27 protein-coding genes are annotated in these 25,944 nt (G+C 37.5%); 23 read left to right on the forward strand and 4 right to left on the reverse strand.

Annotated features, from left to right (window positions below; genetic code table 11):
• Positions 1–20 precede the first annotated feature (20 nt).
• Together GPZ88_RS08655 and GPZ88_RS08660 are read right to left on the reverse strand one after the other, a co-directional pair.
• Complete coding sequence (locus GPZ88_RS08655; protein ID WP_166044090.1) at positions 21–791, reverse strand: FxLYD domain-containing protein; 771 nt, start codon at positions 789–791, stop codon at positions 21–23.
• A 58-nt stretch (positions 792–849) separates the two neighbouring features.
• Positions 850–1,158, reverse strand: a complete 309-nt coding sequence (locus tag GPZ88_RS08660) for a DUF898 family protein (protein ID WP_166044092.1) — start codon at positions 1,156–1,158, stop codon at positions 850–852.
• A gap of 174 nt (positions 1,159–1,332) precedes the next feature.
• Between GPZ88_RS08660 and GPZ88_RS08665 the strand changes: the two genes are divergently transcribed.
• Together GPZ88_RS08665 and GPZ88_RS08670 are read left to right on the forward strand one after the other, a co-directional pair.
• Positions 1,333–1,833, forward strand: a complete 501-nt coding sequence (locus GPZ88_RS08665) for a pyridoxamine 5'-phosphate oxidase family protein (RefSeq protein WP_166044094.1) — start codon at positions 1,333–1,335, stop codon at positions 1,831–1,833.
• Positions 1,834–1,963: 130 nt separating this feature from the next.
• Positions 1,964–3,328: an MATE family efflux transporter gene (locus tag GPZ88_RS08670; protein ID WP_166044096.1), complete on the forward strand. Its 1,365-nt coding sequence runs from the start codon at positions 1,964–1,966 to the stop codon at positions 3,326–3,328.
• Between the two features lie 45 nt (positions 3,329–3,373).
• Here GPZ88_RS08670 and GPZ88_RS08675 read toward each other — a convergent pair whose 3' ends face one another.
• Both GPZ88_RS08675 and GPZ88_RS08680 read right to left on the reverse strand, forming a co-directional pair.
• Positions 3,374–4,156 carry a protein-ADP-ribose hydrolase gene (locus tag GPZ88_RS08675; RefSeq protein ID WP_074868748.1) on the reverse strand — a complete coding sequence of 261 codons (783 nt, stop codon included), beginning with the start codon at positions 4,154–4,156 and terminating at the stop codon, positions 3,374–3,376.
• A gap of 131 nt (positions 4,157–4,287) precedes the next feature.
• Positions 4,288–4,548, reverse strand: a complete 261-nt coding sequence (locus tag GPZ88_RS08680) for a metal-sensitive transcriptional regulator (protein WP_006532083.1) — start codon at positions 4,546–4,548, stop codon at positions 4,288–4,290.
• Between the two features lie 168 nt (positions 4,549–4,716).
• Here GPZ88_RS08680 and GPZ88_RS08685 point away from each other — a divergent pair, with 168 nt between their 5' ends.
• From GPZ88_RS08685 to GPZ88_RS08790, 21 genes are all read left to right on the forward strand, one after another.
• Positions 4,717–5,016 carry a rhodanese-like domain-containing protein gene (locus tag GPZ88_RS08685; protein ID WP_166044098.1) on the forward strand — a complete coding sequence of 100 codons (300 nt, stop codon included), beginning with the start codon at positions 4,717–4,719 and terminating at the stop codon, positions 5,014–5,016.
• Positions 5,013–6,668: an FAD-dependent oxidoreductase gene (locus tag GPZ88_RS08690; RefSeq protein ID WP_166044100.1), complete on the forward strand. Its 1,656-nt coding sequence runs from the start codon at positions 5,013–5,015 to the stop codon at positions 6,666–6,668. The genes GPZ88_RS08685 and GPZ88_RS08690 overlap by 4 nt, the downstream gene beginning before the upstream one ends.
• Positions 6,661–6,960: a rhodanese-like domain-containing protein gene (locus GPZ88_RS08695; protein WP_166044102.1), complete on the forward strand. Its 300-nt coding sequence runs from the start codon at positions 6,661–6,663 to the stop codon at positions 6,958–6,960. The genes GPZ88_RS08690 and GPZ88_RS08695 overlap by 8 nt, the downstream gene beginning before the upstream one ends.
• Positions 6,961–7,035: 75 nt before the next feature.
• Complete coding sequence (locus tag GPZ88_RS08700; protein WP_166044104.1) at positions 7,036–7,686, forward strand: HD domain-containing protein; 651 nt, start codon at positions 7,036–7,038, stop codon at positions 7,684–7,686.
• Between the two features lie 15 nt (positions 7,687–7,701).
• A complete protein-coding gene (locus GPZ88_RS08705; RefSeq protein ID WP_157628983.1) occupies positions 7,702–8,169 on the forward strand; it encodes a GNAT family N-acetyltransferase in 468 nt (155 codons plus the stop codon).
• 216 nt (positions 8,170–8,385) lie between these two features.
• The gene (gene guaA, locus GPZ88_RS08710) at positions 8,386–9,948 is read left to right on the forward strand and encodes a glutamine-hydrolyzing GMP synthase (RefSeq protein ID WP_074482188.1); all 1,563 of its coding nucleotides are present in this window, start codon (positions 8,386–8,388) and stop codon (positions 9,946–9,948) included.
• A gap of 387 nt (positions 9,949–10,335) precedes the next feature.
• Positions 10,336–10,743 (forward strand): helix-turn-helix domain-containing protein, encoded by a 408-nt coding sequence (locus tag GPZ88_RS08715; RefSeq protein ID WP_166044106.1) that lies wholly within the window; start codon positions 10,336–10,338, stop codon positions 10,741–10,743.
• A 76-nt stretch (positions 10,744–10,819) separates the two neighbouring features.
• Complete coding sequence (locus tag GPZ88_RS08720) at positions 10,820–11,305, forward strand: NUDIX hydrolase (RefSeq protein WP_166044107.1); 486 nt, start codon at positions 10,820–10,822, stop codon at positions 11,303–11,305.
• Positions 11,306–11,432: 127 nt separating this feature from the next.
• The gene (locus tag GPZ88_RS08725; RefSeq protein ID WP_166044109.1) at positions 11,433–11,894 is read left to right on the forward strand and encodes a LytTR family DNA-binding domain-containing protein; all 462 of its coding nucleotides are present in this window, start codon (positions 11,433–11,435) and stop codon (positions 11,892–11,894) included.
• Positions 11,891–12,628 carry a LiaF domain-containing protein gene (locus tag GPZ88_RS08730; protein WP_024344133.1) on the forward strand — a complete coding sequence of 246 codons (738 nt, stop codon included), beginning with the start codon at positions 11,891–11,893 and terminating at the stop codon, positions 12,626–12,628. The genes GPZ88_RS08725 and GPZ88_RS08730 overlap by 4 nt, the downstream gene beginning before the upstream one ends.
• A 145-nt stretch (positions 12,629–12,773) precedes the next feature.
• On the forward strand, positions 12,774–13,541 hold the full coding sequence (locus GPZ88_RS08735; protein WP_166044111.1) for a CPBP family intramembrane glutamic endopeptidase: 768 nt from the start codon (positions 12,774–12,776) through the stop codon (positions 13,539–13,541).
• Between the two features lie 27 nt (positions 13,542–13,568).
• Positions 13,569–14,309, forward strand: coding sequence for an alpha/beta fold hydrolase (locus tag GPZ88_RS10375; RefSeq protein WP_234701902.1), 741 nt, complete (start codon positions 13,569–13,571; stop codon positions 14,307–14,309).
• A 68-nt stretch (positions 14,310–14,377) separates the two neighbouring features.
• Positions 14,378–15,199 (forward strand): CPBP family glutamic-type intramembrane protease, encoded by an 822-nt coding sequence (locus GPZ88_RS08745; RefSeq protein ID WP_166044113.1) that lies wholly within the window; start codon positions 14,378–14,380, stop codon positions 15,197–15,199.
• A gap of 19 nt (positions 15,200–15,218) precedes the next feature.
• Positions 15,219–15,890: a methyltransferase family protein gene (locus GPZ88_RS08750; RefSeq protein ID WP_166044115.1), complete on the forward strand. Its 672-nt coding sequence runs from the start codon at positions 15,219–15,221 to the stop codon at positions 15,888–15,890.
• Between the two features lie 200 nt (positions 15,891–16,090).
• On the forward strand, positions 16,091–16,987 hold the full coding sequence (locus GPZ88_RS08755) for a helix-turn-helix domain-containing protein (protein WP_166044117.1): 897 nt from the start codon (positions 16,091–16,093) through the stop codon (positions 16,985–16,987).
• 54 nt (positions 16,988–17,041) lie between these two features.
• The gene (locus tag GPZ88_RS08760; RefSeq protein ID WP_166044119.1) at positions 17,042–21,562 is read left to right on the forward strand and encodes a glycoside hydrolase family 70 protein; all 4,521 of its coding nucleotides are present in this window, start codon (positions 17,042–17,044) and stop codon (positions 21,560–21,562) included.
• A gap of 226 nt (positions 21,563–21,788) precedes the next feature.
• Complete coding sequence (locus GPZ88_RS10380) at positions 21,789–22,451, forward strand: CPBP family intramembrane glutamic endopeptidase (protein WP_240915084.1); 663 nt, start codon at positions 21,789–21,791, stop codon at positions 22,449–22,451.
• Between the two features lie 150 nt (positions 22,452–22,601).
• Entirely contained in the window at positions 22,602–23,927 is a 1,326-nt protein-coding gene (locus GPZ88_RS08775) for an MATE family efflux transporter (RefSeq protein WP_166044121.1), read from the forward strand.
• A gap of 156 nt (positions 23,928–24,083) precedes the next feature.
• Complete coding sequence (gene dhaL, locus GPZ88_RS08780; protein WP_166044123.1) at positions 24,084–24,674, forward strand: dihydroxyacetone kinase subunit DhaL; 591 nt, start codon at positions 24,084–24,086, stop codon at positions 24,672–24,674.
• Complete coding sequence (dhaM, locus tag GPZ88_RS08785; protein ID WP_074560098.1) at positions 24,667–25,044, forward strand: dihydroxyacetone kinase phosphoryl donor subunit DhaM; 378 nt, start codon at positions 24,667–24,669, stop codon at positions 25,042–25,044. Before dhaL ends, dhaM begins: the two co-directional genes overlap by 8 nt.
• 212 nt (positions 25,045–25,256) lie before the next feature.
• Positions 25,257–25,943, forward strand: a complete 687-nt coding sequence (locus GPZ88_RS08790; RefSeq protein ID WP_074563632.1) for a LexA family transcriptional regulator — start codon at positions 25,257–25,259, stop codon at positions 25,941–25,943.
• Position 25,944: the final 1 nt, after the last annotated feature.

Genomic DNA, 25,944 nt, shown 5'->3' on the forward strand with positions numbered 1-25,944 from the left:
AGCTGGGGTTTTGGATAGTTTTAATTATCTTTTATTTCAATGTAATCAATGCTATATTCAATTGTTGAGAATGTTTTATCAGTCCCAAATTCAACTTGACGAGTTTCGCTAGGTGTCCAGTTGTTAAGAGATAAATATTCTTCATCAACAACTACGCCTTGATCATTTTTTAATTTTGCTACCACGCTTAAGTCTTCAATTGTAAATTCTGTGTTGTTAGTTACAGTAGCAGTGTATTCTGCATACTCTTCGAAAGAATCTTCTTCGTTTTTAGCAAATGACAAAGAGTTAATTAGATTAAGAACTTGTTCTTTTGCATTATTATTGTTTTGAACTTCTTTACCAGAAGCTAAGAGTTCATCTAAATTCTTTTGATTAGCTTTTGAAACTTTTATCTTTTTGATTTTGTTAATTTTATTTAAAACTTCAGTTCTGTTATCATAAGCATCAAACCATTTTTCATAAAATGAATCTGCTCCGAATGTTTGAGCAACTTTATTACATTCTTTTAATGAGTTGATATAAGCAATAGCTTCTTCTTGTAATTTACTATCTTTGAATGAGAGATTGCTATATTCACCGATTTCGTCAAGTTCTTTTTTGATAGCAGTAGTGTAGAATTCTTTTGATTCATCGTCGCAGCTATCTGTGTAAGCCCATCTTGACTCTAAACCTTTTGCAAGAGATGACATAAATTTATCATCGTAATACGTTTTTTCATCAGTCTTTTTAGAACATCCAACTAAAACTAAACAAATAATGGCAATGAAACCTAAAAACCATTTTTTCATGCTTTTAATTCTCCTATCAGCTTTTTACGTGGTTCAGTTTTTGCACGTGTATTCTTTATTAATTTAAATGATGTGTGTGTTTGGTAATCCATTGTTCCAACTTGATGTTAAGCCAGAATGAGTAAATACCTAGTGTAATGATTGTTAGAATTAACCATTTGATCCAATTGCCAAAGAGTTGTGTAGCTGTACCATCAAAGTACAAACGGTGACCGTCGATGACAGTGTGTTTGACTTTCCAATTAATCATGATACAAATCCCCCAAGGCGCACAAATGCCTAGGGTACAAATAGTAATCAGACTAGCGATGATACGGTGGCCAACATAACTTAGCAAACTACCATCAAAATAACTTTCTTGCTTCATAAAAACTCCTATATGTGAAATTCTAAACATTTTAATGTTAGCAAAACGATATTAGTTTAACATATTGAAAATAGCTATGCAATATAGATTGAAAAAATAGTGAAAATTATATTTAGCTACAGAAAAAACTTACATTTTTGTTATAATGTTTAAAAAAGGATTGGTGGTATATTTATGCCAGAGATGAGACGCCGTGACCGAGAAGTGACTGATTTAGCAGAAATTCAGGCAATCGTTGAGAAAAATATGATTTTACATTTAGGTCTTTTTGATAAAGAGTTTCCTTATGTGGTTCCTCTTCATTATGGCTATGAATACGATGAAGAAAAGGATCAATTTATTTTTTACATGCATGGAGCAAGGCAAGGACATAAACTTGATTTGATTGCTCAAAATCCAAAAGTTTGTATTCAAATTGAAGGTGAAGTGATACCTGATTACAATCATGAAATTCCATGTAAGTATGGTGCCTTCTTTACATCGTATATTGGACGCGGAAAAGCAGAACTTTTAGAAAAACATGATGAAAAAGCACACGCTTTAAATCAATTAATGCAACATCAAACTGGAAAAAGATTTGAATTTACCGAGAAAATGACCAAGCCTGTAGCCGTGATAAAAGTCGTGGTAACAGATTATTCAGCCAAAGCGAAGAAAATGATGCCTAAAAAATAACACAAAGCAACTAAACACTTTAGTTTGGTTGTTTTTATCATTAAAATTCCAGAAAAATTAAAAAAGTTCTTGACTTTGAGTAGACTCCAAGGTGTAATATTATTAGTAGTTATCAGAATAGGAGGAAAGAATGGACAGCTTTTCGGATAGGGCTATGAAAAAGGATTACTTTTTTAGTAATCGTGATTTAGCTAAATTATTTATTCCATTAATTATCGAGCAGGGTTTGGAATTTTTGGTCGGTTTAATTGCTTCCATCATGGTTTCAAGGGTTGGTGAAGCAGCGGTGTCAGGTGTATCCTTGGTTGAATTCTTGATGGCACTCTTTATCAGTATTTTTGCGGCTTTTGCGACTGGTGGAGGGATTGTTGCTGGGCAATATCTTGGTGACCGCGATAGCAAAAATGCTAATAAAGCAGTCAATCAGTTGGTGAAGTTCACTTTGTACTTTAGCTTAGCGATTACGCTTTTGATTTTTGTAATCAAACCTTTTATTTTGAGTCACCTGTTTGGGTCAATCACGCCTGAAGTTCACGCGCAAGCCGATCGTTATTTTAATATCGTCGCACTCTCAACACCGTTTATCGCTCTTTACAATTCGGGCGCAGCGATTTTCAGAACCTTAAATAAATCACGCTTGCCGATGAATATCATGCTGGTGATGAATGGCTTGAATATTGTCATGGGTGTTAGCTTGATTTATGGTTGCGGTTGGGGCGTTGAAGGAGTGGCTGTTCCAATCCTTCTTTCTCGCGTTGGTGCCATGCTGTTAATTCTGTGGTTTGCGCATCATATCAAGTCAGATTTGACCTTAGGAAACTTCTTGAAAGAAAAAGTTGACTGGCAAATGATTAAAAAAGTCCTTGGTATTGGACTACCATTTGGTTTTGAAAATGGCATGTTTTTCCTTGGACGCTTGATTGTCTTGTCTGTTGTTTCTTTGTTTGGGACAGCAGCGATTGCAGCTAACTCAGTTGGTGGAACGATTATCATGTTTCAAGGTTTGCCAGGTATTTCAATTGTCCTTGGTTTAGCTGTTATCATTTCAAAATGTGTTGGTGCTGGCGACTATGAGCAGGCTGAGTTTTACAAGCGAAAAGTTAGTCGCATCATCCATGCTGCAAATGCTCTTTTTTCAGTTATTGTTGTAGCTTTAATGCCTTTTTTGATGATGATTTATGATTTGTCAGACCAAGCGACACATTATGTTTGGATTATTGTGCTTGCTCATGGGATTTTAGTGAGTATTTTCTGGAATTCAGGTTATGTCTTGCCTGTAGTCTTTCGTAGTGCGGGAGATGCAAATTTCCCGATGGTTATCGGTATCGCTTCAATGCTTTTAGTTCGCGTGGTATGTGCCTATTTTTTATCGGTCAATTTTGGTATGGGAATGCTTGGAACTTGGGTAGCTATGTTCTTAGATTGGATTGTTAAAGGTATTATTTATGAAATACGCTACCGCAAAGGCACTTGGAAAAATTACAAATTAGTATGATAAAACTAAAAAAGGAACTGGATTATCCAGTTCCTTTTGAGTTGTTTAATGCAACAATTCGTGATAAATAGCTGCTTCATCGTCTTGGTCAACATTGAAAATGATTTTTTTGACATACTGACTTTGATCTAGAAATGCTTTAACAGTGTTTACAGCGATTCTAGCAGCATCTTCGTTGATAAAGTGTTTGTCATGATTAGTTGCTAGGGATGATAGGGCAACAGATTCGAGTTGATTTTTTTCTGCTAGGGTTAGGCAAGAAAGGTAACTTTGTGCAAGCAAATCAGCATCAGACTCTGTTAAGTGCTCGTTGATGGCAGGACCAACGGTGTGAAGAATGAATTTTGCTGGAAGGTTGTAACCAGGAGTGATTTTTGCACTACCTTCTGGTTCGTCGTGCCCTTGGTCTTTCATAAGATTATAGCATTCCAGACGCAGTTGAACACCGGCATAAGTATGAATGGTATTGTCAGTGCATTCGTGAAGCGGTTGAAAGCAACCTAGCATTTGGCGATTAGCCGTATTGACGATAGCATCGACTTGAAGTCGTGAAATATCACCTTTCCAGACATACAAGCGGTCGTCTGTCGCAAGTGGTTGTAAATGATTTAAAAAAACGACCACCCGTTCAGCTTTTTTTAATTGAAGGTAATCATTTTGCATGATTAAAAAACGCGTTGAGACAGCCATTGGCGGTCTGACATTAAGAAGAGCACGCAAGAGAGTTTCTTGTCCAGGTAAGTCATCTGGAACATCGATGGCTTTAAATTGCGGATTCTCCATAATTAGGTAATCTAATAGGAAGCTTACCATTTCTTTCTTAGTCATATGGACTCCTTACTAATTTTAAAATCGCTTTCTCAAATGCTAGTATATCACCTTTTTAAGGAATTCGCATCAAGAAAAAGAAGTTTGAAAGTTAAAATTAAAAAAGTAGAGATTGCTTTTTCAGTCAATCTCTACTTTTTAATAATCAAATCAATAGCTTTAGCAAGGTTTTCTTCTTGCTGTTTAGGATCTGCTACGGGCTCTTCGATGACTTGATTGATTTTATTGCCAATGACAATACCAATGGTACGATTGATACTTGAACGAACAGCAGTTAGTTGTGTCACGATATCAATACATTCTTGGTCTTCGTCAATCATTTTTTGAATGCCCCGAAGTTGGCCTTCGGCACGTTTTAAACGGTTGATAATATCTTTTTTATCTGTTTTCATGAGGCCTCCTTTGATTTTATTATACCGGTGGTAGGTATATTTGTCAAACCTAAGACCTTTTTGTTGACAGGATAAAAGTAGCTATGATATTATTTTATCATACCTATAGGGGTATTCGATAGAAAGGAGAAAAAGCTTATTTTTCTTAAAAAACTATTTTCTCAGTCAGTGAGAACAATTACGACAAGTGAACTAGAAGCTGTTATGCAGGACAAGTCTACGGTTTTACTAGATGTTCGAACAGCTCAAGAATACACTGGGGGGCATATTAAGGGAGCACGACTTTTCCCGCTTGATAGAATTCATACCTACGAGGGTAAAAAAGAAAGTCCTGTTTACCTAATCTGTCATTCAGGAGCACGTAGCAAACGCGCTGCGAAACTCTTGAAAAAGAAAGGTTATGATGCCATTTCAGTTAAAGGTGGCATGCTTGCTTGGCAAGGAAAAACAATTGGAGGTAACAAATGAGTAAAATTTTGATTGTCGGTGGTGTCGCTGGGGGCATGTCAGCTGCGACACGTCTTCGCCGTTTGATGGAAGATGCTGAAATTATTGTTTTTGATAAAGGACCATACGTTTCATTTGCTAACTGTGGCTTACCTTTCCACGTTTCTGGAGAAATTGCAGAGCGTAGCAATTTACTAGTTCAGACACCTGAGCGATTGAAAGCACGCTTTAACATTGATGTACGTCCAGAATCAGAGGTCTTATCAGTTGATGCGGACAAGAAAGAAATCACCGTTCGTCATGATGATAAGGTCTACACAGAATCATATGATAAATTAATCCTATCACCAGGTGCCAAACCATTTGTCCCTCAAATGGAAGGTCTAGACAGTGCAGACAATGTTTTTGTGCTTCGCAATATTCCAGATTTGGATAAAATCATGGCAGCTTTGTCTGATGTGCAATCAGGAAATGCGACGGTTATCGGTGCTGGCTTTATTGGTCTAGAAATGGCAGAAAGCTTAGTCAAAAAAGGTTTGAAAGTGACCATCGTTGAAAGGGCACCGCATGTCTTACCGCCACTTGATGAAGAAATGTCTGCTTTTGTTAAGCAAGAGTTGGAAGAAAATGGTATCAAAGTTTATACCAATCAATCCGCTAAAGCTTTCAAAGATAATGGAAAAGTGATTATTTTGGAAGACGGTAGTGAGTTGACTTCAGATATTACTATTATGTCTGTTGGGGTTCAACCTGAATCAAGTCTCGCTAAAGAAGTTGGTCTTGAGCTCGGCCTTCGTGGCGGTATTTTGGTTAACCAAAACTACCAAACAAGTAACTCAGATATTTACGCAGTGGGTGATGCTATTATTGTTAAACAAGAAATCACTGGTCAAGATGCGCTTATTTCTCTTGCCAGTCCAGCGAACCGTCAAGGTCGTCAAGTAGCTGATAATATTGCTGGCATTGCGCGTCAGAATAAAGGTAGTATCGGAACAGCTATTGTGCGCGTCTTTGATTTAGCAGCGGCTTCGACAGGGCTAAGTGAACGTATAGCTCGTCAGCATTTTGATGATGTTGCTGTTGTTCATACGAATAACAAAGATCACGCTGGCTATTATCCAGGGGCAACTGATGTTGTTTTGAAATTGATTTTCAATAAGAAAACTGGTGTTATTTATGGAGCTCAAGCAGTTGGTCAAAAAGGTGTTGATAAACGTATCGATGTTTTAGCGACAGCCATTAAAGCAGGCTTGACCGTGGCAGATCTTCCAGAATTAGAATTTACTTATGCGCCACCATTTGGAGCAGCAAAAGACCCAGTTAATATGGCAGGATATGCTGCACTTAATGTCATTGAAGGCGTTAGTGAAAATATTCAATGGTATGATTTGGCTGACGAATTAGCCAAAGGCAAGGTCTTTCTTGATGTCCGTACTGAAGCAGAAGTTGCTAGAGGTTATATTGCAAATGGTATTAACATACCACTAGATAGTTTGCGTGACCGTTTGTCTGAGTTAGACCCTAACAAGGAATACATTATTAGCTGTCACAGCGGTCTTCGTTCTTACATTGGCGAACGTATCTTGAAGCAAAACGGTTTTAAAGTGAAAAACCTTGATGGGGCATACCACCTTTATAGTACTGTAAAACCAGAGGAGATTAAACGTGATTAAATACATTTCAGCTAGTCAACTACAAGAGGCTTTAAAGGAACAGCCATTAAACATTATCGATGTCCGTGAGCGAATGGAGTTTGCCATGGGACACGTCCCAACAGCAGTTAACCTTCCTTTGAGTGAATTTGTATCTGGCTACCAAGCACTTGATAAAGATAAAACATATCATATCATTTGCCAAAGTGGTGCCCGTTCAGAACAAGTCTGCTTTTTTCTAGATGACCAAGGCTATAAAGTGGTAAATGTTGATGGCGGCACATCAGCGTGGCCAGGAGCATTAGAATACTAATAGAACATTTTCTTTAAACATCTTCCTATTTTTTAGCAGGGCAAATTTGTCCTGCTTTTATGATATAATCATTTTATGACTGATAAAAATGATATTTTACAAAGGGCTGAAAAGCTTGTTTATGATAAATTACACGCAGAAGCTAGTGGTCATGACTGGTGGCATGCGGTTCGTGTGAGAAATACAGCGCGTGAATTAGCCGAAAAAGAAGGAGCAGATAGCTTTATCTGTCAGTTGACTGCTTTGGTGCATGATATGGCTGATGAAAAGTTAAATGATGATCCTAAGCAAGCTCTAGCTAATTTAAAAGCTTGGCTCGTTGAGCGGCAACTTTCTCAAGCAGACGTTGAACATGTTATTCAAATCATCAATACCATGTCTTTTAAAGGAGATGGTAGCAGTGTTCCAGCAACTTTAGAAGGAAAAGTTGTGCAAGATGCTGACCGTTTGGATGCTATTGGTGCGATTGGTATTGCGCGTTGCATGGCTTATTCAGGCAGCAAGGGTCGTCCGATTCATGACCCCAGCATGACTGCCCGTGAACATTTGACTGCTGAGGAGTATCGTAATGGCAAGGACACAGCAATCATGCATTTTTACGAGAAACTGCTTAAACTTAAAGACTTGATGAACACAAGCCACGCTAGAAAAATGGCTGAGCACCGCCACGCTGTTTTGGAAGAATTCTTAAAAGAATTCTACGCAGAATGGGATGGCAAGTTGTAAGAAGGAGAGACTGATATGACGATTAGACGAGCAAAAGAAAGTGATATTTCAAAACTGATTGATTTACTAGAGCAAGTTCTCTTGGTGCACCACAAGGTTAGACCTGATTTGTTCCAAGAAAAGGGTGTCAAATATACGGAAGCCCAATTAGCTGAGCTGATTGCTGATGATAATCGTCCGATTTTTGTCTATGAAGACGAAGAGGGACAAGTTCTTGGGCATATGTTTACCGTTATCGAGCAATCGTCAGCGCCAAAAGTGCCGCAAAAGACACTTTTTATTGATGATTTGTGTGTGGATGAAGCTGCGCGTGGGCAAAAAATCGGTGAGCAGTTATATCAGTTTGCCTTGCAGTATGCCAAAGAGATTGGTTGTTACAACTTAACGTTGAATGTCTGGAGTGCTAATAAATCAGCAGTTCGTTTCTATGAACGCCAAGGCATGACACCGCAAGAAACACGCATGGAACAGATTATTGATTAAAAATAGAAGTCACGAGAAATCGTGGCTTTTTAGCAGCTGAAATTTCTAAAATCAAGTGCGGAAACCGCTTTATCTGATTATATAATTATGAGAATAGTTGTTAAATTGCTAATTTTAATGAGATGCCGAAAATCTACTGCCAAATATGGGAAATTATGCTACAATTAAGGAGAACACAGTTAGCTAGAATAGCTGACTTTAATAGAAAGGGTAATAATGACTGACAAATCTACTTTGAACGATGTTCAAAAAATCATTGTTCTTGACTATGGTAGCCAGTACAACCAATTGATTGCTCGTCGTATCCGTGAATTTGGTGTCTTCTCTGAACTACGAAGCCACAAAATTACAGCAGACGAAGTTCGTGCAATTAACCCAATTGGTATCGTACTTTCAGGTGGTCCAAACTCAGTTTATGCTGATAATGCTTTTGGCATTGATGAGGAAATTTTTGAATTGGGTATTCCAATTCTTGGTATCTGTTATGGTATGCAATTGTTGACTGACAAACTTGGTGGTAAAGTTGTTCCAGCTGGACAAACTGGTCACAGCGAATACGGTCAATCAACACTTCGTCTAAAAGCTAAATCAGAACTTTTTGCTGAAACACCAGATGAACAAACTGTTTTGATGAGCCACGGCGATGCTGTTACTGAAATTCCTGCAGGCTTCCACTTGGTTGGGGACTCTGCTGATTGCCCTTACGCAGCAATTGAAAATACTGAGAAGAAAATCTTCGGTATCCAATTCCACCCAGAAGTTCGTCACTCAGTATATGGTAACGATATTTTACGTAACTTTGCTTTCCGAATCTGTGGTGCTAAAGGCGATTGGTCAATGGATAACTTCATCGATTTGCAAATCAATGAAATCCGTCAAAAAGTTGGAGACCGTAAAGTTCTTTTGGGACTTTCAGGTGGTGTTGACTCATCAGTTGTAGGTGTCCTTCTTCAACGTGCTATCGGTGACCAATTGACATGTATTTTCGTTGACCACGGTCTTCTTCGTAAAGGAGAAGGTGACCAAGTTATGAACATGCTTGGTGGTAAATTCGGCTTGAACATCATCCGTGTTGATGCTTCAAAACGTTTCTTAGACCTTCTTGCTGGCGTTGATGACCCAGAGAAAAAACGTAAAATCATCGGTAATGAATTTGTCAGTGTATTTGACGACGAAGCAAGCAAACTTAAAGGTGTTGACTTCCTAGCACAAGGTACTCTTTACACAGACGTTATCGAATCTGGTACAGATACAGCACAAACAATCAAATCACACCACAACGTTGGTGGTCTTCCAGAAGACATGCAATTTGAATTGATTGAACCACTTAACACACTTTTCAAAGACGAAGTTCGTGCGCTTGGTACAGCTCTTGGTATGCCTGACGAAATCGTTTGGCGCCAACCATTCCCAGGACCAGGACTTGCTATCCGTGTAATGGGTGAAATCACAGCAGAACGTCTTGAAACAGTTCGTGAATCTGATGCTATCCTTCGTGAAGAAATTGCTAAAGCTGGTCTTGACCGTGATATCTGGCAATACTTCACAGTTAACACAGGTGTTCGCTCAGTTGGTGTTATGGGTGATGGACGTACTTACGATTACACAATCGCAATCCGTGCAATCACATCAATCGACGGTATGACAGCAGACTTTGCACGTATCCCATGGGATGTTCTTCAAAAAATCTCTGTTCGTATTGTAAATGAAGTTGACCACGTTAACCGCATCGTCTACGATATTACAAGTAAACCACCTGCAACAGTAGAATGGGAATAATGTACAGCGATTTGCAGTACATTAGTACAAGAGAGCTGATGCATTACCCCTGTAATAGTGGCCTAAGAACAAGGAGCAAAAGCGACGATGTGATTAGTTAGCCATGAACTGCTGAATTGCTGGGAGTTTAAATGATATACCCACTTAGAACAAGATAGTCTAAGTGGGTTTTTATTTTTTGTTTAACACCAAAAATTACTAAGTTTTTGCTAATGTTGCATGTTATAATATTTTCTTAAGAAGGAAAGTATTATGTTTTATACAATAGAACAGATATAGTCGGCTTTTATTTTATGATGTTACTTAGAGTAACAATGTTGTTTATCAAAGTATATTTAAAAAATAACCAATATATTGTACTATCTGTATAAAGGAGAAGAAAGTAAAATGAACATTTCAGAAAAAATCAAAAATATTAGGAACACTGAAAACTTAACTCAAGAAAAATTTGCAGAGCGAATTAATGTTTCAAGAAATGCAGTTGCAAAATGGGAAACTAATAGAGGCTATCCAGATATTCAAAATTTAATTAATATAAGCGAAACATTTAATATTAGTTTGGATGACTTGGTAAAAGAAGATAATTTGGTAAAAAATAAACTTATTGCAGCTAGTTCTTCGAGAAAGTGGCATTTTTTGACGATATTGTATTTAATAGCTATTGTGCTGTATATATTTTATTTTCTAATCTTTCATAAAATATTTATGCTTGGATTTCTGATTGCGACTCTTTTTATGTTAGGAATAGAAACGTATGTGATTATAAAAGATAAAATTTATAAAAGGAAAAATTGAGTTTAAAGATATCAAATCAAGTGGTATAATATCAAAGCTTATTAACAGTATTTGTCTGGAATAAAGGAGGTTTGAAATGGAACTTTGGGATGCTTATGATGCGCATTTGAATGTTATCGGTGGTCAAGTTTTGGTTCGTGGGAAAAAGATTCCAAAGGGTGTTTATCATTTGGTGAGTGAAGTTATCGTGAGGCATCAAGATGGGACTTATTTGCTAACTCAGAGAGATTCAAGAAAAAATCTTGGTGGTATGTGGGAAGCGACTGCTGGTGGTTCAGCTTTGCAAGGTGAAAGTCCTTTAGAGTGTGCCAAACGCGAATTGCGTGAAGAGACAGGAATCGTGACAGGTGATTTTGTTGAGGTGGGGCGAGTGTTGCACCAGAGACATCAGACCTATTATGTCAATTATCTCTGTCACACAGATGTCGATAAGGATAGTATCGTTTTACAAGAAGGGGAAACATCAGCGTATAAATGGGTGACAGCTGAAGAATTGTGTCAAATGTCTCGAGGAGAACTAGCCACGCAGAGAATACGGAACTTTATCGAAGAATTGAGCTAACCAAATCTGGTTAGCTTTTTCTTTTGCTTTTAGTTACCTTTTATCACCAAAAATTAACCTCTTGTCCCAAACTATTGCTAATTAATAGCAAGTGTGTTTTACTATAATCAAAAGGAGGGTTGAAGGAGTGAAAATCACCATTGATGTCGATGATTCTTTGGAGCAAGATTACATTACTATTCATTGTAAAGAGTTGACAGATGATATCTTGGAGTTGCAAAAGACTTTGGTCAGTCAATCTTCTGGCAGTCTTCGTTTATCAGCTTTTCAAGATGATGTTGAGCATTTTTTGGAGCTTAAGTCCATTATTTTCATGGAATCTGATGGTAACTACATTCTGATTCACACGTCAACAGATATTTTCAAAACGAGGCGAAAATTATACGAGTTGGAAGAGCTTCTTCCAAGGGACTTTGTCAGAGTTTCGCGCTCAACGATTGTGAATACGCTAAGTATTTCTGGCATAAAGAAAAATATCACGGGAGCTAGTGAGATTGCCTTTAGCCATTCCAGCAAAAAAGCTTACGCATCAAGAAATTACATTAAGGCACTTATTGATATTATGAATGAAAAGAGGTTAAAAAGATGAAAAGACATAGAATCAATTCCATTATCACAGGACTTTTATTAATTTTATTTGCTGCCATGCTAATGCTTAATAAAATGGGTATTCTGACAGCATTTCCACCTGTAAAACTGATGCTGAAAGTCGTTTTAATTGCGATTTTAATCTACTTTATCATTGTAAATGGTTTTGGCAAACGTAGTTTTTTGGGAGTGACAGTGCCACTTGGTATCATTGCTTGCTTATTTTCTGACTTGCTTGGAATTGGCATGGTTTCACCCGTTACCATTATCCTAGTGTCAGTTCTTGTAGGGATTGGGTTATCAATGATTTTTGGTCACACACCAAGGGTAAATGTCGCATCAACTAAATACGAACACCGACAAAGCAATGGTTTTAGTTCTAAAGAATATTCTGATAGCGAAGGGACTTTTGCGGTTGATAATAGTTTAGGCGAACGAACAGCATATATGTCTGTTAATGAGTTAAGACATGGTAAAATTGAGAATGCTCTTGGTAGTTTGACGGTTTATCTTAACGGGACAAGTCTAGATGAAGCAGGCGCTACGATTGATATCGATAATGGCTTAGGTAAGCTGCAAGTCTATGTGCCAAAAGAATTTAGAGTGCGTCTTAACGCCGACAATGGTCTTGGAAGTATTAATACACACGGCACATCATCTACAGATACTAACCAACCGCTCTTGACCCTTAACGTTGACAATGGTCTAGGAACTACGGATATTTATTTTGAGTAGACTTGCTAAGCACAGAGCCTTGAAGAATTTCTTTGAGGCTTTTTTAGTTTTGTCTTGAAATGCATTTTTAGGTAACGTATAATAAAAATGTTTTGAAAATTTAATGAAAATTTGTAACAGATACATTTAGAATTAGGAGATAACGATGACACATAAGTTACCAAAACTGAAAGTGCTGATTTTAACTTTGCTAATGGCATTTATGGAACTGTCAGCCTTACCTGCAGCTTTTTTAGGTCAAATAACTTTTAAAGATATTAATCCTATGTATTTTACATTGATGTTCAATTTTATCATAGCTTTGCTTGTTTGTTGCTTGTGCCAAAAATTTTGGATTAAGTCTTTGCAGTTTGGGTTACAAAAGTCAGGACTAATGATGGGCTTGAAAAGGTATGGTTTGCCAGCATTTATAGCAACACTTATTGTAACGCTTGTTTTTTGCATCAGCTTAACACCATTTGACAATCAACCGACTTTTTGGCGTGTTTTAATCGAAGGAATTGTCTATTATGTTGGCGTAGCTCTTGTAGAAGAAGTGTATTTGAGAGGATTGCTGCAAAATCTTTTAGAAGATTGTTTTGAAAATAGTCAGAATGCGGTCTTGTATGCTATTTTGATAACTTCTTTCTTATTTGGTTTTGGTCATGTCTTTGGGGCACTTGGACAACCACTTGGAACAATTATTGGTAAAACTGTCTGGGCAATGGCTCTTGGTGTTTATCTTGGAAGTGTCTATGTAAAAACTCGTAACCTTTGGGTACCAATCGTCTTGCACTTTGTTATCGACCTTTGTGGCATTCCTTTCTGTTTTTCAACAAGCAATCAATATCCGCAAATTGCCTTGGTAACGTCACTTGTAGCTTATGTTTTGTTAGGCATTTATGGTTTGTCCCTTTTAAAAAACAAGGATTAAAAAATTAATGAAAGAAGTGAGTGATAAATGTATATCCATGAATTTGGTAATCCTGCACATCCCAAAATAATTCTTTTAGCTCCGATGATGATATCTGGCGAGAATTTATATCATTTGATGAAGCCTTATTTAAAAGGTGATTATTGTATTATTGCACCTGATCAAGGTGGTCATGGTAAAGCGGGACAGTATTTGAGTGCCGATGATGAATATCAACATCTGAAATATTATTTGGAAGAAAAAGGGTATTTTGATATTAAACTGGTTTATGGCGCCTCACTGGGTGTAGCTATTGGATGGCGATTATTTAATGACCAACGTTTCAAAATTGAACACGCTTGGTTTGATGGAGTTGCTCTAAAGAAAAATGCTTGGTTGTTGGAAAATGTCACGCGCCTTCTTTTTAGACAAAAGAAAAGAGCACTAAAAAAGTCAGGCGCAGCTGCATCACAATCTCTTGTTAAAATGTATGGCGAGGATTTAGCTAAGTTGATGACGAAAAATTTTGATAGAATTACTAGTCAGGATATCGATGCTATTTGTCACGCATGTTGTCATTATAATTTACAGCTGTTAACGCAAGAGCAGCAAAGTAAGCTTCATTTAGAGTACGGTGAGAAAGATTTTGATCTTGGCGTTTCTAAAAAAGCTTTTAAAAAATATCTTCCAGAAGTTGATGTGATTATCCGAATGGGCTACCCACATTGTGGTTATTTTGCTGGTAATACGGCAGCTTATGTAGCCGAATTAGAAGCGTTTATAAAATAAAAAATTTAGGTAAAAGATTTTTTAATATGATATGATAACTATAATCAATAACAATTATGAAGAGAATTATGAAAAAAGAAAATATGAAATTAAACAGAGTGTGGCTATCTTTTCTGGTATATTTAGTGCTTTTTTGGTTTGGCATTCTAATACTAAAACAAAAACAGCTTGTTTGGCTTCTTTTAGAATTTTATGCGCTTGTGATTGCTAGTTTTATCCTTTGGAAATACCATCGTTATTTGCAGCGTAAGCACCTTATCAGTTCTAGTGTGCTTTGTAGTTTGTATGCTTTGTCAGAACTAATTCACATGACACCATTATCGATTTTTAATATCTTACTTGTCTTTTTATCGGCTTGTGCTGTGATGGCTGTTTTTGCTCAAAAACCAGAAGGAGCACTAAAATGGTTTAAAGGACATTCAAGAAAAAGTATTGCAACAAGTGTTAGTATTGGAATACTATGTGGAATCATTTGGGGTGCTATTAATTGTTTACTGATGTTAGGAAGCAATGACCTTCAGCCTTCTAGTATTTTTAAAGCTTTTTTACTTTCTTTAAGTCCAGCTATTATTGAAGAAGTTGCCTATCGAACTGTTTTTTACGCTTTTTGTTTAGCTATGATAAGTGGCGAGAAGCTGAATACGAAAGGTCAGGAATTGACAACTTATGCTATGATGACTGTTCCGCATATATTACCGCATACGGTGGAGTGTTTTAACAATGGTTTTCTATTTGGATTGCTGGAATGGCTGATTTCAGTGGTTTTATACATCCTTATTTTTGGACTGATTTTTGCTTTTTTGCAGAGAAAACGAGATATTGTATCGGCTATGATTGCCCACGGTACCGTTGATTTTATTCGCTTTTGTTTATTTGGGTTGCCTATTTGATTTGAATGGGGTGAGATAAATGAGTGAGAAACTTTTTTTGCAAGCTATCAGCAAATTTTTCCTTGGCTTTTTGCTTGTCGCCACTTTGTTATTTCTTCCAGCAGGGACTTTGTGTTATTGGAATGCTTGGCTTTTATTAGCGATTCTTTTTATTCCCATGTTTATCGCAGGGCTTGTCATGATGATTTTTAGTCCAGAATTGCTTAAAAAGCGTCTTAATGCTAAAGAAAGTGAGAAAGAGCAACAGCAGGTTATTAAGTTCAGCGCGCTGATGTTTATCGCAGCTTTTCTGTCAGCTGGCTTTAGTTTTCGTTTCAATTGGCTTCGCTTATCAGCTAGTGTCAGCTATATTGCAGCAGTTATTTTTTTACTAGCTTATGGTTTATATGCAGAAGTTTTGCGTGAAAATGCCTATCTAGCTCGAACGATTGAGGTTCAAGAAGGGCAAAAAGTGATTGATACAGGATTATATGGTGTGATTCGTCACCCGATGTACATGGCAACTATACTTTTGTTTTTATCAATGGGATTGGTTTTAGGCTCACTACTTTCTTTTATTATTTTGCTCTGCTATCTTCCGCTAATCATCAAGCGCATTCGCAATGAAGAAGCAGTACTAGAAAAAGATTTAGAAGGCTACTTGGCATATGAGAAGAAGGTTCAGTACAGATTATTTCCGTTTATTTGGTAAGTCATTTCTTTTGAAATGGCTTTTTTAATAAGCAAAAGTCGTTTGATTAATCAAAGTAAGACTTTGCAAAGCTGCAAATTCCGAATGATAATCGAACTTTTTCTGAAATTTTCTTGAAAACATACAAAAATATCTTTTCATAAACCTAAAAATGGAGTAATATAGATACTGTTCTATTTTTTATGGGAAAGGGATACAACATGGAAAATAATTTAGGAAAATGCTTTAAACTTTTGAGGGAGTCAAAAGGTTTATCGCAAAAGGAAATAGCCGGGGAAGTTATTTCGATTGCACAATTATCACGCTTTGAGCGTGGTGTCAGCAACATAAACGCTGATACACTTTATCATTGTTTAGAGAATATGAATGTCTCTATTGCTGAATTTCAATGCGTTTGTCGCAATTATTCGCAAAATCAAAAACTACTTTTTCAGGATGAAGTGGCTAAAGCCTATCTTGAAAAAAATATATTGACCTTGAAACATTATTTGGTTAAATGTCATCAGCTAGAAGCAGCGTTTCCAAGTCAAAAATTTTATAAACTCAATACGATTATTGTTAGAGCATTGATTTACCAATGTAATCAACAAGAAAAGGTTGCTAAAAAAGATGTTCAATTTTTGGTTGACTATCTGTTTTCTGTTGATGAATGGGGGCGTTATGAACTATGGCTGTTCACTTACGGCGCTTCTTTGATGACTAACAGTATGGTGGAAACATTTGCCTGCGAGATGATTAGTAGAACGCAGTTTTATCAAGAAATCCCAGAAAATCGACATTTGGTGAACCAGATGTTATTCAATATCATTAATGTTTGTATTGAAAGAAGTCACTTTTCACTGGCTTTCAAGCTGTTAAATTACGCTGATAATTTAAAACAGAATGAAACAGATTTATTTATGCGAAATGCTATCAAATATTGCCGTGGCTATTACTTGTTTAAAACAGGAAATTTATCAGGTTTGCAGGTCATGGAAAAATGCGCAGAAGTCATGATTTTTTTGGAATGCCATAGCATCGCTCAGCAAATGCTAGATAGAATTTCAGATTTAAAACAAGAAACATCACATATGCAAAAAGAATTAACCCATTTATAATTTTGAGTAAACTAATAGCTGTAATCTTTTTATGGAATTTATTTAGGAGGATTTATGGAAAAAAAGATTCGCTATAAGCTACACAAAGTTAAAAAGCAATGGGTAACTATTGCTGTTACAAGTTTGGCACTTGTTGCAGGAGTAGGCGTGGGAGTTGCTAGCTCAACACAACAAGTATCTGCCGACGAATATGCTGTCACAAGAGGAAGTGACATGCCAAGAACAAGCGAAAGCAGTAGTCAAACTCAAACAAGTAGCTCAGATGTCGATACTCAAGAGTCATCAACAGAAGCTAGTTCAACAGTAAAAGAAGAAACAAATGCTAAAACTACAACTGAAGATGCTACTCAGGAGACAACTGAAAGTTCAGTAGAAAAAGCAGAAACTACAGAAGCTTCATCAGAAGAAACTCAAGAAAAAGCTGACTCAACTGAACAATCAGAAACAACTGCTGGTGAGGATGTTGCAGACGACAGTCAAAAAACATCTGAAACTGATGTTCGTGATGACAAAACAACAAAAGCAGCTGAAGAAGAAACTCAAAAAGCTGAAGACGAACAATTGAGCTTGGACAACATCAAGAAAATTGATGGTAAATACTACTATGTCCAAGAAGATGGTACTGTTAAGAAAAACTTCGCCATCACTGTAAATGGTCAATTGCTTTACTTTGATGCTGAAACAGGTGCTTTGTCATCAACTTCAACTTACTCATTTACAGAAGGTTTGACAAATCTTGTCGATAACTTCTCAAAAAATAACCAAGCTTACGATTCAACTGAAAAAAGCTTTGAATTGGTTGATGGGTATTTGACTGCCAACTCTTGGTATCGTCCTACTAAAGTTTTGGAAAATGGTGAAAAATGGGTTGATTCAACAGAAGACACTTACCGTCCATTGGTAATGGCATGGTGGCCTGATGTTGATACACAAGTCAACTACCTTAACCATATGTCTGAATACTTTGGCATGGGTAAAAAATACTCAGCAACTGACAAACAATCAACATTGAACGTTGCAGCAGAAGCTATTCAAATTAAAATCGAACAAGAAATCGCACGTCGTGGTAACGCTGCTTGGTTGCGTGAAATCATTGCTTCGTTTGTAGCTACACAAGACAAATGGAACATGAATTCTGAAGACCGTGACACTGACCACTTGCAAGGTGGTGCCCTTCTTTACGTTAACAGTGATTTGACTGAATGGGCTAATTCAGATTATCGTCTTCTTAACCGCGCACCGACTTACCAAAACGGTCAAACAAATTACCACAAAGCAGACCGCACAGGTGGTTATGACTTCTTGCTTGCAAACGACGTTGATAACTCAAACCCAGTTGTTCAAGCAGAACAATTGAACCAACTTTATTACCTTATGAACTGGGGTAAAGTGGTCTTTGGTGATGCTGAAGCCAACTTTGATGGTGTTCGTGTTGATGCCGTGGATAACGTAGATGCTGACCTTCTTCAACTTTACACAGACTTGTTTGAAGCAGCTTACGGCGTTAATAAAACAGAAGCACAAGCTCTTGCCCATATTTCTATTCTAGAAGCTTGGAGTTTCAATGACCCTGATTATAACCATGATACAAATGGTGCAGCCCTTGCTATCGACAACGGTCTTCGTATGGCTTTCCTTGATGTTTTAACACGACCAGAAGGTAGCCGTTCAAACTTGGAATCATTGATTCATAATGATCTTGGTATGACTGACCGTACAGTAGATAGTGCTTACGGTGATACAATGCCTTCATATGCTTTTGTTCGTGCACACGATAGTGAAGTACAAGGTATTATCGCATCAATCATCGCTGGTCAAATCAATCCGAAAACAGATGGTTTCACATTCACACTTGAAGAATTGCAAAAAGCCTTTGAAATCTATAACGCTGATATGAACAGTGTTCACAAAAAATACACTCACTTCAATATTCCAGCAGCTTATGCACTTCTTTTGACAAATATGGAATCTGTTCCACGTGTTTACTATGGTGATTTGTTCACTGACAATGGTCAATACATGGCAGTTAAATCTCCATACTACAACCAAATCGTTGCTCTTCTTAAATCTCGTATCAAATACGCAGCTGGTGGTCAAGCAATGAACGTTCAATACCCTGCAGGAGCAAATGGTGGTATTTTAACATCAGTTCGTTTTGGTAAAGGTATCATGACTGCTGACCAAAAAGCAAAAGACGAATCTGTTCCAACTTCAGGTATTGTCACAATCATTTCTAACAATCCAAATCTTAAATTAAATGGTTCTGATGTGATTGCAGTACAAGTTGGTATCGCACATGCTGGTCAATATTACCGTCCATTGCTTTCACCAACTGAAAACGGTTTGCAAGCTTATCTCAACGATTCTGATACTAACATCACTAAACTCGTTGATGAAAATGGATTTATCTACTTCACAGGTGATGAAATCAAAGGCTTCCAAACTGTTGATATGAATGGTTTCCTTACTGTTTGGGTACCAGTTGGTGCAGCTGCTGATCAAGATATTCGCGTGAAACCAAGCACAGAAGCTAAAGAAGCAGGCAAATTAACTTACGAAACATCAGCAGCTCTTGATTCACAAGTTATCTTTGAAGGATTCTCAAACTTCCAAGATTTTGTAAAAGATCCTTCACAATACACTAACAAAGTTATTGCTGAAAATGCTGATCTCTTTGCATCATGGGGTATCACATCATTTGAATTGGCACCACAATACGTGTCATCAACTGACGGTACATTCCTTGATTCAATCATCCAAAATGGTTATGCCTTTAGCGACCGTTATGACTTGGCAATGAGCAAAAACAATAAATACGGTTCAGCAGAAGATTTGCGAAATGCTATTAAAGCCCTTCACAAACGTGGTATCCAAGTTATTGCTGACTGGGTTCCAGACCAAATCTACGCTCTTCCAGGTGAAGAAATTGTTACAGCAACTCGTGTTAACGACTATGGTGAAGAACGCGAAGGTGCTCAAATTAAGAACAAACCATATGCCGCAAACACTAAAAGTAGTGGTAAAGACTACCAAGCACAATATGGTGGTGAATTCTTAGATTATCTTCAAAAAACTTACCCATCAATCTTTGAACGTGTCATGATTTCTAACGGTCAAAAAATTGACCCATCAACTAAGATTAAAGTTTGGAAAGCTGAATACTTCAACGGAACAAACATTCTTGGCAAAGGTTCAGATTATGTTCTTAATGATCAAGCAACAGGTACTTACTTCACAGTCACTGAAAATGGAGCTTTCCTTCCAAAACAAATGACATCAGATGATGCCAAAACTGGTTTCTACTATGATGGTAAAGGCATGACTTACTTCTCAACAAGTGGATACCAAGCTAAATCATCATTTATCGTGTACAACGGAAATCGTTATTACTTTGACGAAGAAGGTCACATGGTGACAGGTATGCGTGAAATCGATGGTGAAACTTACTTCTTCTTGCCAAATGGTATTGAACTTCGTGATGCTATCTATGAAGATGCAGAAGGAAACCAATACTACTTCGGTAAAACAGGTAGCCGTTATGAAGGTGGTCATTACTATGCCTTCAATACAACTGAAACAGTTGATGGCGTTGCTAAGACTGTAACTAACTGGCGCTACTTCGGTAAAGATGGTGTTATGGCGCGTGGTCTTGTTAAAATCGGTGAAGATTACCAATACTATGATGAAAATGGTAACCAAGTTAAAGGTCAACTTGTTAAAGACAAAGATGGTCAACTTCGTTACTTCAAAGGTGACTCAGGTGCCATGGTTGCTTCTGAATTCGCTCTTATCAATGGCGGATGGTATTACTTTAACGAAGACGGTGTAGCAGTTAAAGGTGCCCAAACAATTAACGGTCAACAATTGTACTTTGACGAAAATGGTGTCCAAGCCAAAGGTATCTTCGTAACCAATGAAGATGGTACACGTAGTTACTATGATGCTAAATCTGGTGAAAAATTTGTTGGTGATTTCTTCACAACAGGTGACAACCACTGGTACTATGCTGACGAAAATGGTAACTTGGCAACAGGTTCACAAGTTATTCGTGGTCAAAAACTTTACTTTGCTGAAGATGGTCTCCAAGCTAAAGGTATCTTCGTAACCAATGAAGATGGTACACGTAGTTACTATGATGCTAAATCTGGTGAAAAATTTGTTGGTGATTTCTTCACAACAGGTGACAACCACTGGTACTATGCTGACGAAAATGGTAACTTGGCAACAGGTTCACAAGTTATTCGTGGTCAAAAACTTTACTTTGCTGAAGATGGTCTCCAAGCTAAAGGTATCTTCGTAACAGATGCAGAAGGAAATCGTCACTTTTACGATCCAGATTCAGGTGACCTTGCCACAAATAAATTTATCGCTGATGGTGACAACTGGTATTACTTTGACGAAAACGGTCAAGTCGTAACAGGTGACCAAGAAATCAACGGTCAAGAATTGCATTTCGATGAAAATGGTGTTCAAACTAAAGGCGGATTTGCTACAGACGCTGAAGGTCACAAACACTATTACGATGCAAAAACTGGAGACTTGGAAGATGAAGATGTAGCTTTTGTAGAAGCTTAATCACTCATTAATGAATTTTAGTATTTCAATACTAGTTTAGTTAAACAAGCAATAACTCCATAATAAAAAGCTATCAAATCTAGTGATGTGCGTGCTAGTATTTGGTAGCTTTTTTATGCTTAAAACTTTAAGTTTCATTAGCATTGGTGTATAATTTGGGTGAAGGAGGATGCCTTAGTATTTCAATACTAAGATAAGTTAACATCTAAAAAGGAGATTTCAGGCTATGATGAGTGAACAGAAAAAGACTAGTTTTAGAGATTATATTGCTTCAAATGCTATTCCTATTTTGATTGAAGTGGTTTTTATCTTGTCGTGTTTGATTGTTCCGTCAAGCTACCTTATCTACACCAACGCTTTGTTTTACTTTTTGCTTTTGGTTTATTTTCTCATCTCTAAAGACCTTAATTTAAAAGAATGGTTTAGGAGTTTTAAAAGCGGCAGAAAGTACTGGATTCAGGTTTTATTGACGTTTTTAGGATTCGTGCTTACCTTTGCTTTGACAAGGATGTTAGAAGGATTTTTTCCAAACTTTGAGATAGGGAGTATCAGTTTAAGAAGAGATAGTTGGCTGACCTTAATCGTATTTTCCATTTCGACCATCTTTTTGCCAGCTATGACCGAAGAGACATTTTACCGAAAAAACATGATTCTGTTTGATAGTAAGAAGGCAATTTTCCTCACGACCTTTTTTAGTATGTTACTCTATGCTTTGGAACACTCGCTTTCTTGGTGGGGAATTTTCTTGACCATGATTTGGGCGCTGCCGTTGAGTTTTTCTTATATCAAAACTAGAAACATTTACGTTGTCATGACGGCGCATTTTATTGGCAATCTTATCGGCAATGGCAGCGATGTGATAGCTACCTTGATTCATTGGTTATCTTAACTGAAATCTTACAATAGGTATCCTTAGCTGAATTTGGCTAAGGGTGCTTTTTTTAGGTTTAAATGACCAAAAAAATTGTGCAGATAGACCACTAGTGATATGCAAGCGTTTGCGATATAATGCACTTAGTAATAATGATGGAGAAAAATTATGGCAAAAAGAGAACATTTTTTAAGAGAAGCAATGGCAATTGCCATTCCCGTAGCCTTACAAGCCATGTTGCAGTCATCCTTTTCAATGATTGACCAATTAATGGTCGGACAGCTTGGAAAGACTGCCATTGCAGCCGTTGAAGTTGGCGGAAAGCCACAGTTTGTCTTTGCCTTTGTTAGCGGAGCGATTGCGACCGTAACAGGTATCATGGTTTCTCAGTATATGGGAAAAAATGATCAGAAAAAGATTAATACCAGCATGTCAGTTAACCTCATAGTCATGCTGTGCTTGGCTTTATTTACCATGGGCTTGTGCTTAATCTTCCCTGATGTTTTGGCAGGAATCTTCACTAAGGATACCGAAGTTGTGGTGACGGCTAAGCCCTATATTCAGCTCTTAGCTTGGGTCTATCCTTTATCTGGGGTTGCAACACTTTTAGCGGTTCAGCTGCGTTGCCGAAATTACGCTAAGTATCCGCTCTACATCAGTGCAGTCGCTGCGGTGGTCAATACCTGCTTAAATTATCTCTTGATTTTTGGTCATTTTGGTTTTCCTGCCATGGGAATCAAGGGGGCAGCGCTAGCTAGCTTAATGTCTCAAGTAGTGAATCTGGCTTTGATGGTTTATTTTTACCATAGAACTTGTCAATTTAGCTTTGATTTGCGGATGAAGGCTTCAGAGATTAGTCAGTACCTCATCATGCTAACGCCTATTGTGGTTAATGAGTTGCTTTGGACTTTGGGGCAAAATGTCAATACCTACATTTATGGGCACATGGGAACGAGCGAGCTTGCTGGGATGTCTCTAACTGGTCCCATTCAGGGGCTATTTATTGGGGCTTTGTCTGGCTTGTCACAAGCGGCGGGAATTTTAATCGGACGCAGGCTTGGTGAGCATGATTACGAACGAGCTTATCAGGATTCGAAACGTTTGTGCTTTTATGGTTTTGTAGGCTCTCTCATCTTATCAATCTTCTTGGTTCTGGGTGAAAATCTCTACATTGACTTATATAATGTTGGTCCTGATGTTAGACAAGTCGGATCACAACTCTTGTTGACTTTTGCGATTTTAGCACCGGTTAAAGTTCAAAATATGATTTTGGGTGGTGGTGTTATCCGAAGTGGTGGGAGAACCAAGTACATCATGATTATCGATATTTTGGGTACATGGTGTATTGGTGTGCCTTTAGGGCTCTTTACGGGACTGGTTCTTAAACTTCCAATTGTTTGGGTTTATTTTATTCTATCGCAAGAGGAATTGTTCCGTTTTATCGTGTCAGTCTTTATGTTCCGCAGTAGAAAATGGATGAATACCATTAAATAAGCTGTTTTCACCAAAATTGACAAATTGTCAAAAAAATAGGCCGTTTTACGACTTTATGTGAGACCTTTTGATTAAAAAGTTTTATAATGAAGAAAAAGGTTTCTATGATACCGCTTTCTTTTAGCAGTGTTTAGGATGATAAAAGGAGTGTTTTATATGAAATTAGAGACTGCAAAAAGGTGGCTCATCTTGTTCTACGAAAAAATCCAAGAAAATGTAGCTGTTTTAGCTGAATTGGACTCAACGATGGGAGGAGATGGAGACCATGGTGAAAATATGTTGCGTGGTATGAAGGCTGTTGTCAATGCCGTTGAACCAAAAGAATTTGCATCGACAGTTGATTTGTTTACAGAAACGGGGATGCTTCTTTTGACAAAAGTCGGTGGTGTGTCTGGAACGTTGTATGGCTCAGCATTTTTAGGAATGGCAAGGGCTGAAGAAGCAGATGACTCGCTTTACCATGATATCAAAGAAGGTTTGGTCATGATTCAAAGGCGTGGTCGAGCAGAAATCGATGATAAAACTATGGTTGATGTCTGGGCGCCTGTAGTAGAAGATTTGAAAAATCATCAGCTAACACCAGAGCGTATTGATGAGTATATTCTAAAGACAGCTCTTTTGAGAGCTAAAAAGGGACGTCATGCATATGCTGCAGATGGTTCACTTGGGCTTGTCGATCCTGGTTCATATTCATCTGGTTTATTGTTTAAAGCACTATTAGAAGCGGAGGAAAAAGATTATGTCTAAAAAAACTGGTATTGTTATTGTGTCACACTCAAAAGATATTGCTCAGGGTGTCGTAGATTTAATCTCACAAGTGGCAACAGATGTTCCAATTACATTTTCTGGTGGAACTGAAGATGGTAGAATCGGAACAAGTTTCCAACAAATCAAAGAAACTGTCGATAACAACGCTGCAGATACCTTGCTAGGATTCTTTGATTTTGGCTCTTCAAAGATGAATCTAGAAATGGTTGGGGAATTGTCTGAAAAGAACATCCTTATGTGTAAAGTTCCTCTCGTTGAAGGGGCTTATACAGCAGCCTCTTTACTGCAAGCAGGTGTTCCATTTGAGGCTGTCATTGAACAACTTCGTGAAATGGATATCGATAAATAATGATAAAAAAATCTAAGCGGGCCTAGGTTCGCTTTTTTTTCTGCTAAACATCCAGATTTAATGGAAAAATTGGTAATAATCTTTGCAACTTCATCTACATGTCAAAGTGGACAATGATCCACTTTTTTTATATAATAAAGTCAGTTGTATAACTGACTTTTTGAAAACAAATCAGTTTATCTTTACAAAATGCGATAAAAGAGGTGAGTTTGATGTATTATCCTGAAAAGTTAAAAAATCGTCGTTTGGAGCTTGGTTTGAAGCAGACAGAACTAGCGAAGGAGCTTGGGATTTCTAAGCAGTCTTATTTTGCTTGGGAAAAAGGTACGGCAAAGCCAACAAAAGCTAACTTGGCTAAGTTAGAAGAGCTTTTGCAAGTGTCGCACGGCTATTTTTCTGAGCTTGAGATTGCGACTCTTTATAAGCAATTAACTGACCAAAATCAGGATAAAGCTTTGACTTATGTTCAAGATTTACTTGAACAGCAGCGTAAGGTGGTTACTATGGTTCAAGAACCACGTTTTGCCTACAAGGTTTACGAACGTTTGTCAGCTGGTATCGGTGCTAATGTCTATGATGATATGGATTACGATACAGTTTATTTTGATAAAGAGTTGGCGCATGATTTTGCCTCGTGGATTGATGGGGATTCTATGGAACCGACTTATCATAATGGCTCAGTAGCTCTCATTCGTGACACTGGTTTTGATTATGACGGCGCGGTTTACGCCGTTGTTTGGAATTCACAGACTTATATCAAAAAAGTTTACCGCGAGGAAAATGGGCTACGCCTAGTATCGATTAACAAAGATTACGCCGATAAATTTGCACCATACGATGAAAATCCGCGTATTGTCGGGAAAATCGTTGGAAGTTTTATACCAATCATAGGAGGATAAG

The organism is Streptococcus ruminicola (assembly GCF_011387195.1).
Classification (GTDB): Bacteria; Bacillota; Bacilli; order Lactobacillales; family Streptococcaceae; genus Streptococcus; species Streptococcus ruminicola.

What these genes read in the sequence shown, in the direction of transcription:
- GPZ88_RS08655 (WP_166044090.1), bottom strand. Translation starts at nt 791, where the DNA reads ATGAAAAAATGGTTTTTAGGTTTCATTGCCATTATTTGTTTAGTTTTA.
- GPZ88_RS08660 (WP_166044092.1), bottom strand. Translation starts at nt 1,158, where the DNA reads ATGAAGCAAGAAAGTTATTTTGATGGTAGTTTGCTAAGTTATGTTGGC.
- GPZ88_RS08665 (WP_166044094.1), top strand. Translation starts at nt 1,333, where the DNA reads ATGCCAGAGATGAGACGCCGTGACCGAGAAGTGACTGATTTAGCAGAA.
- GPZ88_RS08670 (WP_166044096.1), top strand. Translation starts at nt 1,964, where the DNA reads ATGGACAGCTTTTCGGATAGGGCTATGAAAAAGGATTACTTTTTTAGT.
- GPZ88_RS08675 (WP_074868748.1), bottom strand. Translation starts at nt 4,156, where the DNA reads ATGACTAAGAAAGAAATGGTAAGCTTCCTATTAGATTACCTAATTATG.
- GPZ88_RS08680 (WP_006532083.1), bottom strand. Translation starts at nt 4,548, where the DNA reads ATGAAAACAGATAAAAAAGATATTATCAACCGTTTAAAACGTGCCGAA.
- GPZ88_RS08690 (WP_166044100.1), top strand. Translation starts at nt 5,013, where the DNA reads ATGAGTAAAATTTTGATTGTCGGTGGTGTCGCTGGGGGCATGTCAGCT.
- GPZ88_RS08700 (WP_166044104.1), top strand. Translation starts at nt 7,036, where the DNA reads ATGACTGATAAAAATGATATTTTACAAAGGGCTGAAAAGCTTGTTTAT.
- GPZ88_RS08705 (WP_157628983.1), top strand. Translation starts at nt 7,702, where the DNA reads ATGACGATTAGACGAGCAAAAGAAAGTGATATTTCAAAACTGATTGAT.
- guaA (WP_074482188.1), top strand. Translation starts at nt 8,386, where the DNA reads ATGACTGACAAATCTACTTTGAACGATGTTCAAAAAATCATTGTTCTT.
- GPZ88_RS08715 (WP_166044106.1), top strand. Translation starts at nt 10,336, where the DNA reads ATGAACATTTCAGAAAAAATCAAAAATATTAGGAACACTGAAAACTTA.
- GPZ88_RS08720 (WP_166044107.1), top strand. Translation starts at nt 10,820, where the DNA reads ATGGAACTTTGGGATGCTTATGATGCGCATTTGAATGTTATCGGTGGT.
- GPZ88_RS08730 (WP_024344133.1), top strand. Translation starts at nt 11,891, where the DNA reads ATGAAAAGACATAGAATCAATTCCATTATCACAGGACTTTTATTAATT.
- GPZ88_RS08735 (WP_166044111.1), top strand. Translation starts at nt 12,774, where the DNA reads ATGACACATAAGTTACCAAAACTGAAAGTGCTGATTTTAACTTTGCTA.
- GPZ88_RS10375 (WP_234701902.1), top strand. Translation starts at nt 13,569, where the DNA reads ATGTATATCCATGAATTTGGTAATCCTGCACATCCCAAAATAATTCTT.
- GPZ88_RS08745 (WP_166044113.1), top strand. Translation starts at nt 14,378, where the DNA reads ATGAAAAAAGAAAATATGAAATTAAACAGAGTGTGGCTATCTTTTCTG.
- GPZ88_RS08750 (WP_166044115.1), top strand. Translation starts at nt 15,219, where the DNA reads ATGAGTGAGAAACTTTTTTTGCAAGCTATCAGCAAATTTTTCCTTGGC.
- GPZ88_RS08755 (WP_166044117.1), top strand. Translation starts at nt 16,091, where the DNA reads ATGGAAAATAATTTAGGAAAATGCTTTAAACTTTTGAGGGAGTCAAAA.
- GPZ88_RS08760 (WP_166044119.1), top strand. Translation starts at nt 17,042, where the DNA reads ATGGAAAAAAAGATTCGCTATAAGCTACACAAAGTTAAAAAGCAATGG.
- GPZ88_RS10380 (WP_240915084.1), top strand. Translation starts at nt 21,789, where the DNA reads ATGATGAGTGAACAGAAAAAGACTAGTTTTAGAGATTATATTGCTTCA.
- GPZ88_RS08775 (WP_166044121.1), top strand. Translation starts at nt 22,602, where the DNA reads ATGGCAAAAAGAGAACATTTTTTAAGAGAAGCAATGGCAATTGCCATT.
- dhaL (WP_166044123.1), top strand. Translation starts at nt 24,084, where the DNA reads ATGAAATTAGAGACTGCAAAAAGGTGGCTCATCTTGTTCTACGAAAAA.
- dhaM (WP_074560098.1), top strand. Translation starts at nt 24,667, where the DNA reads ATGTCTAAAAAAACTGGTATTGTTATTGTGTCACACTCAAAAGATATT.
- GPZ88_RS08790 (WP_074563632.1), top strand. Translation starts at nt 25,257, where the DNA reads ATGTATTATCCTGAAAAGTTAAAAAATCGTCGTTTGGAGCTTGGTTTG.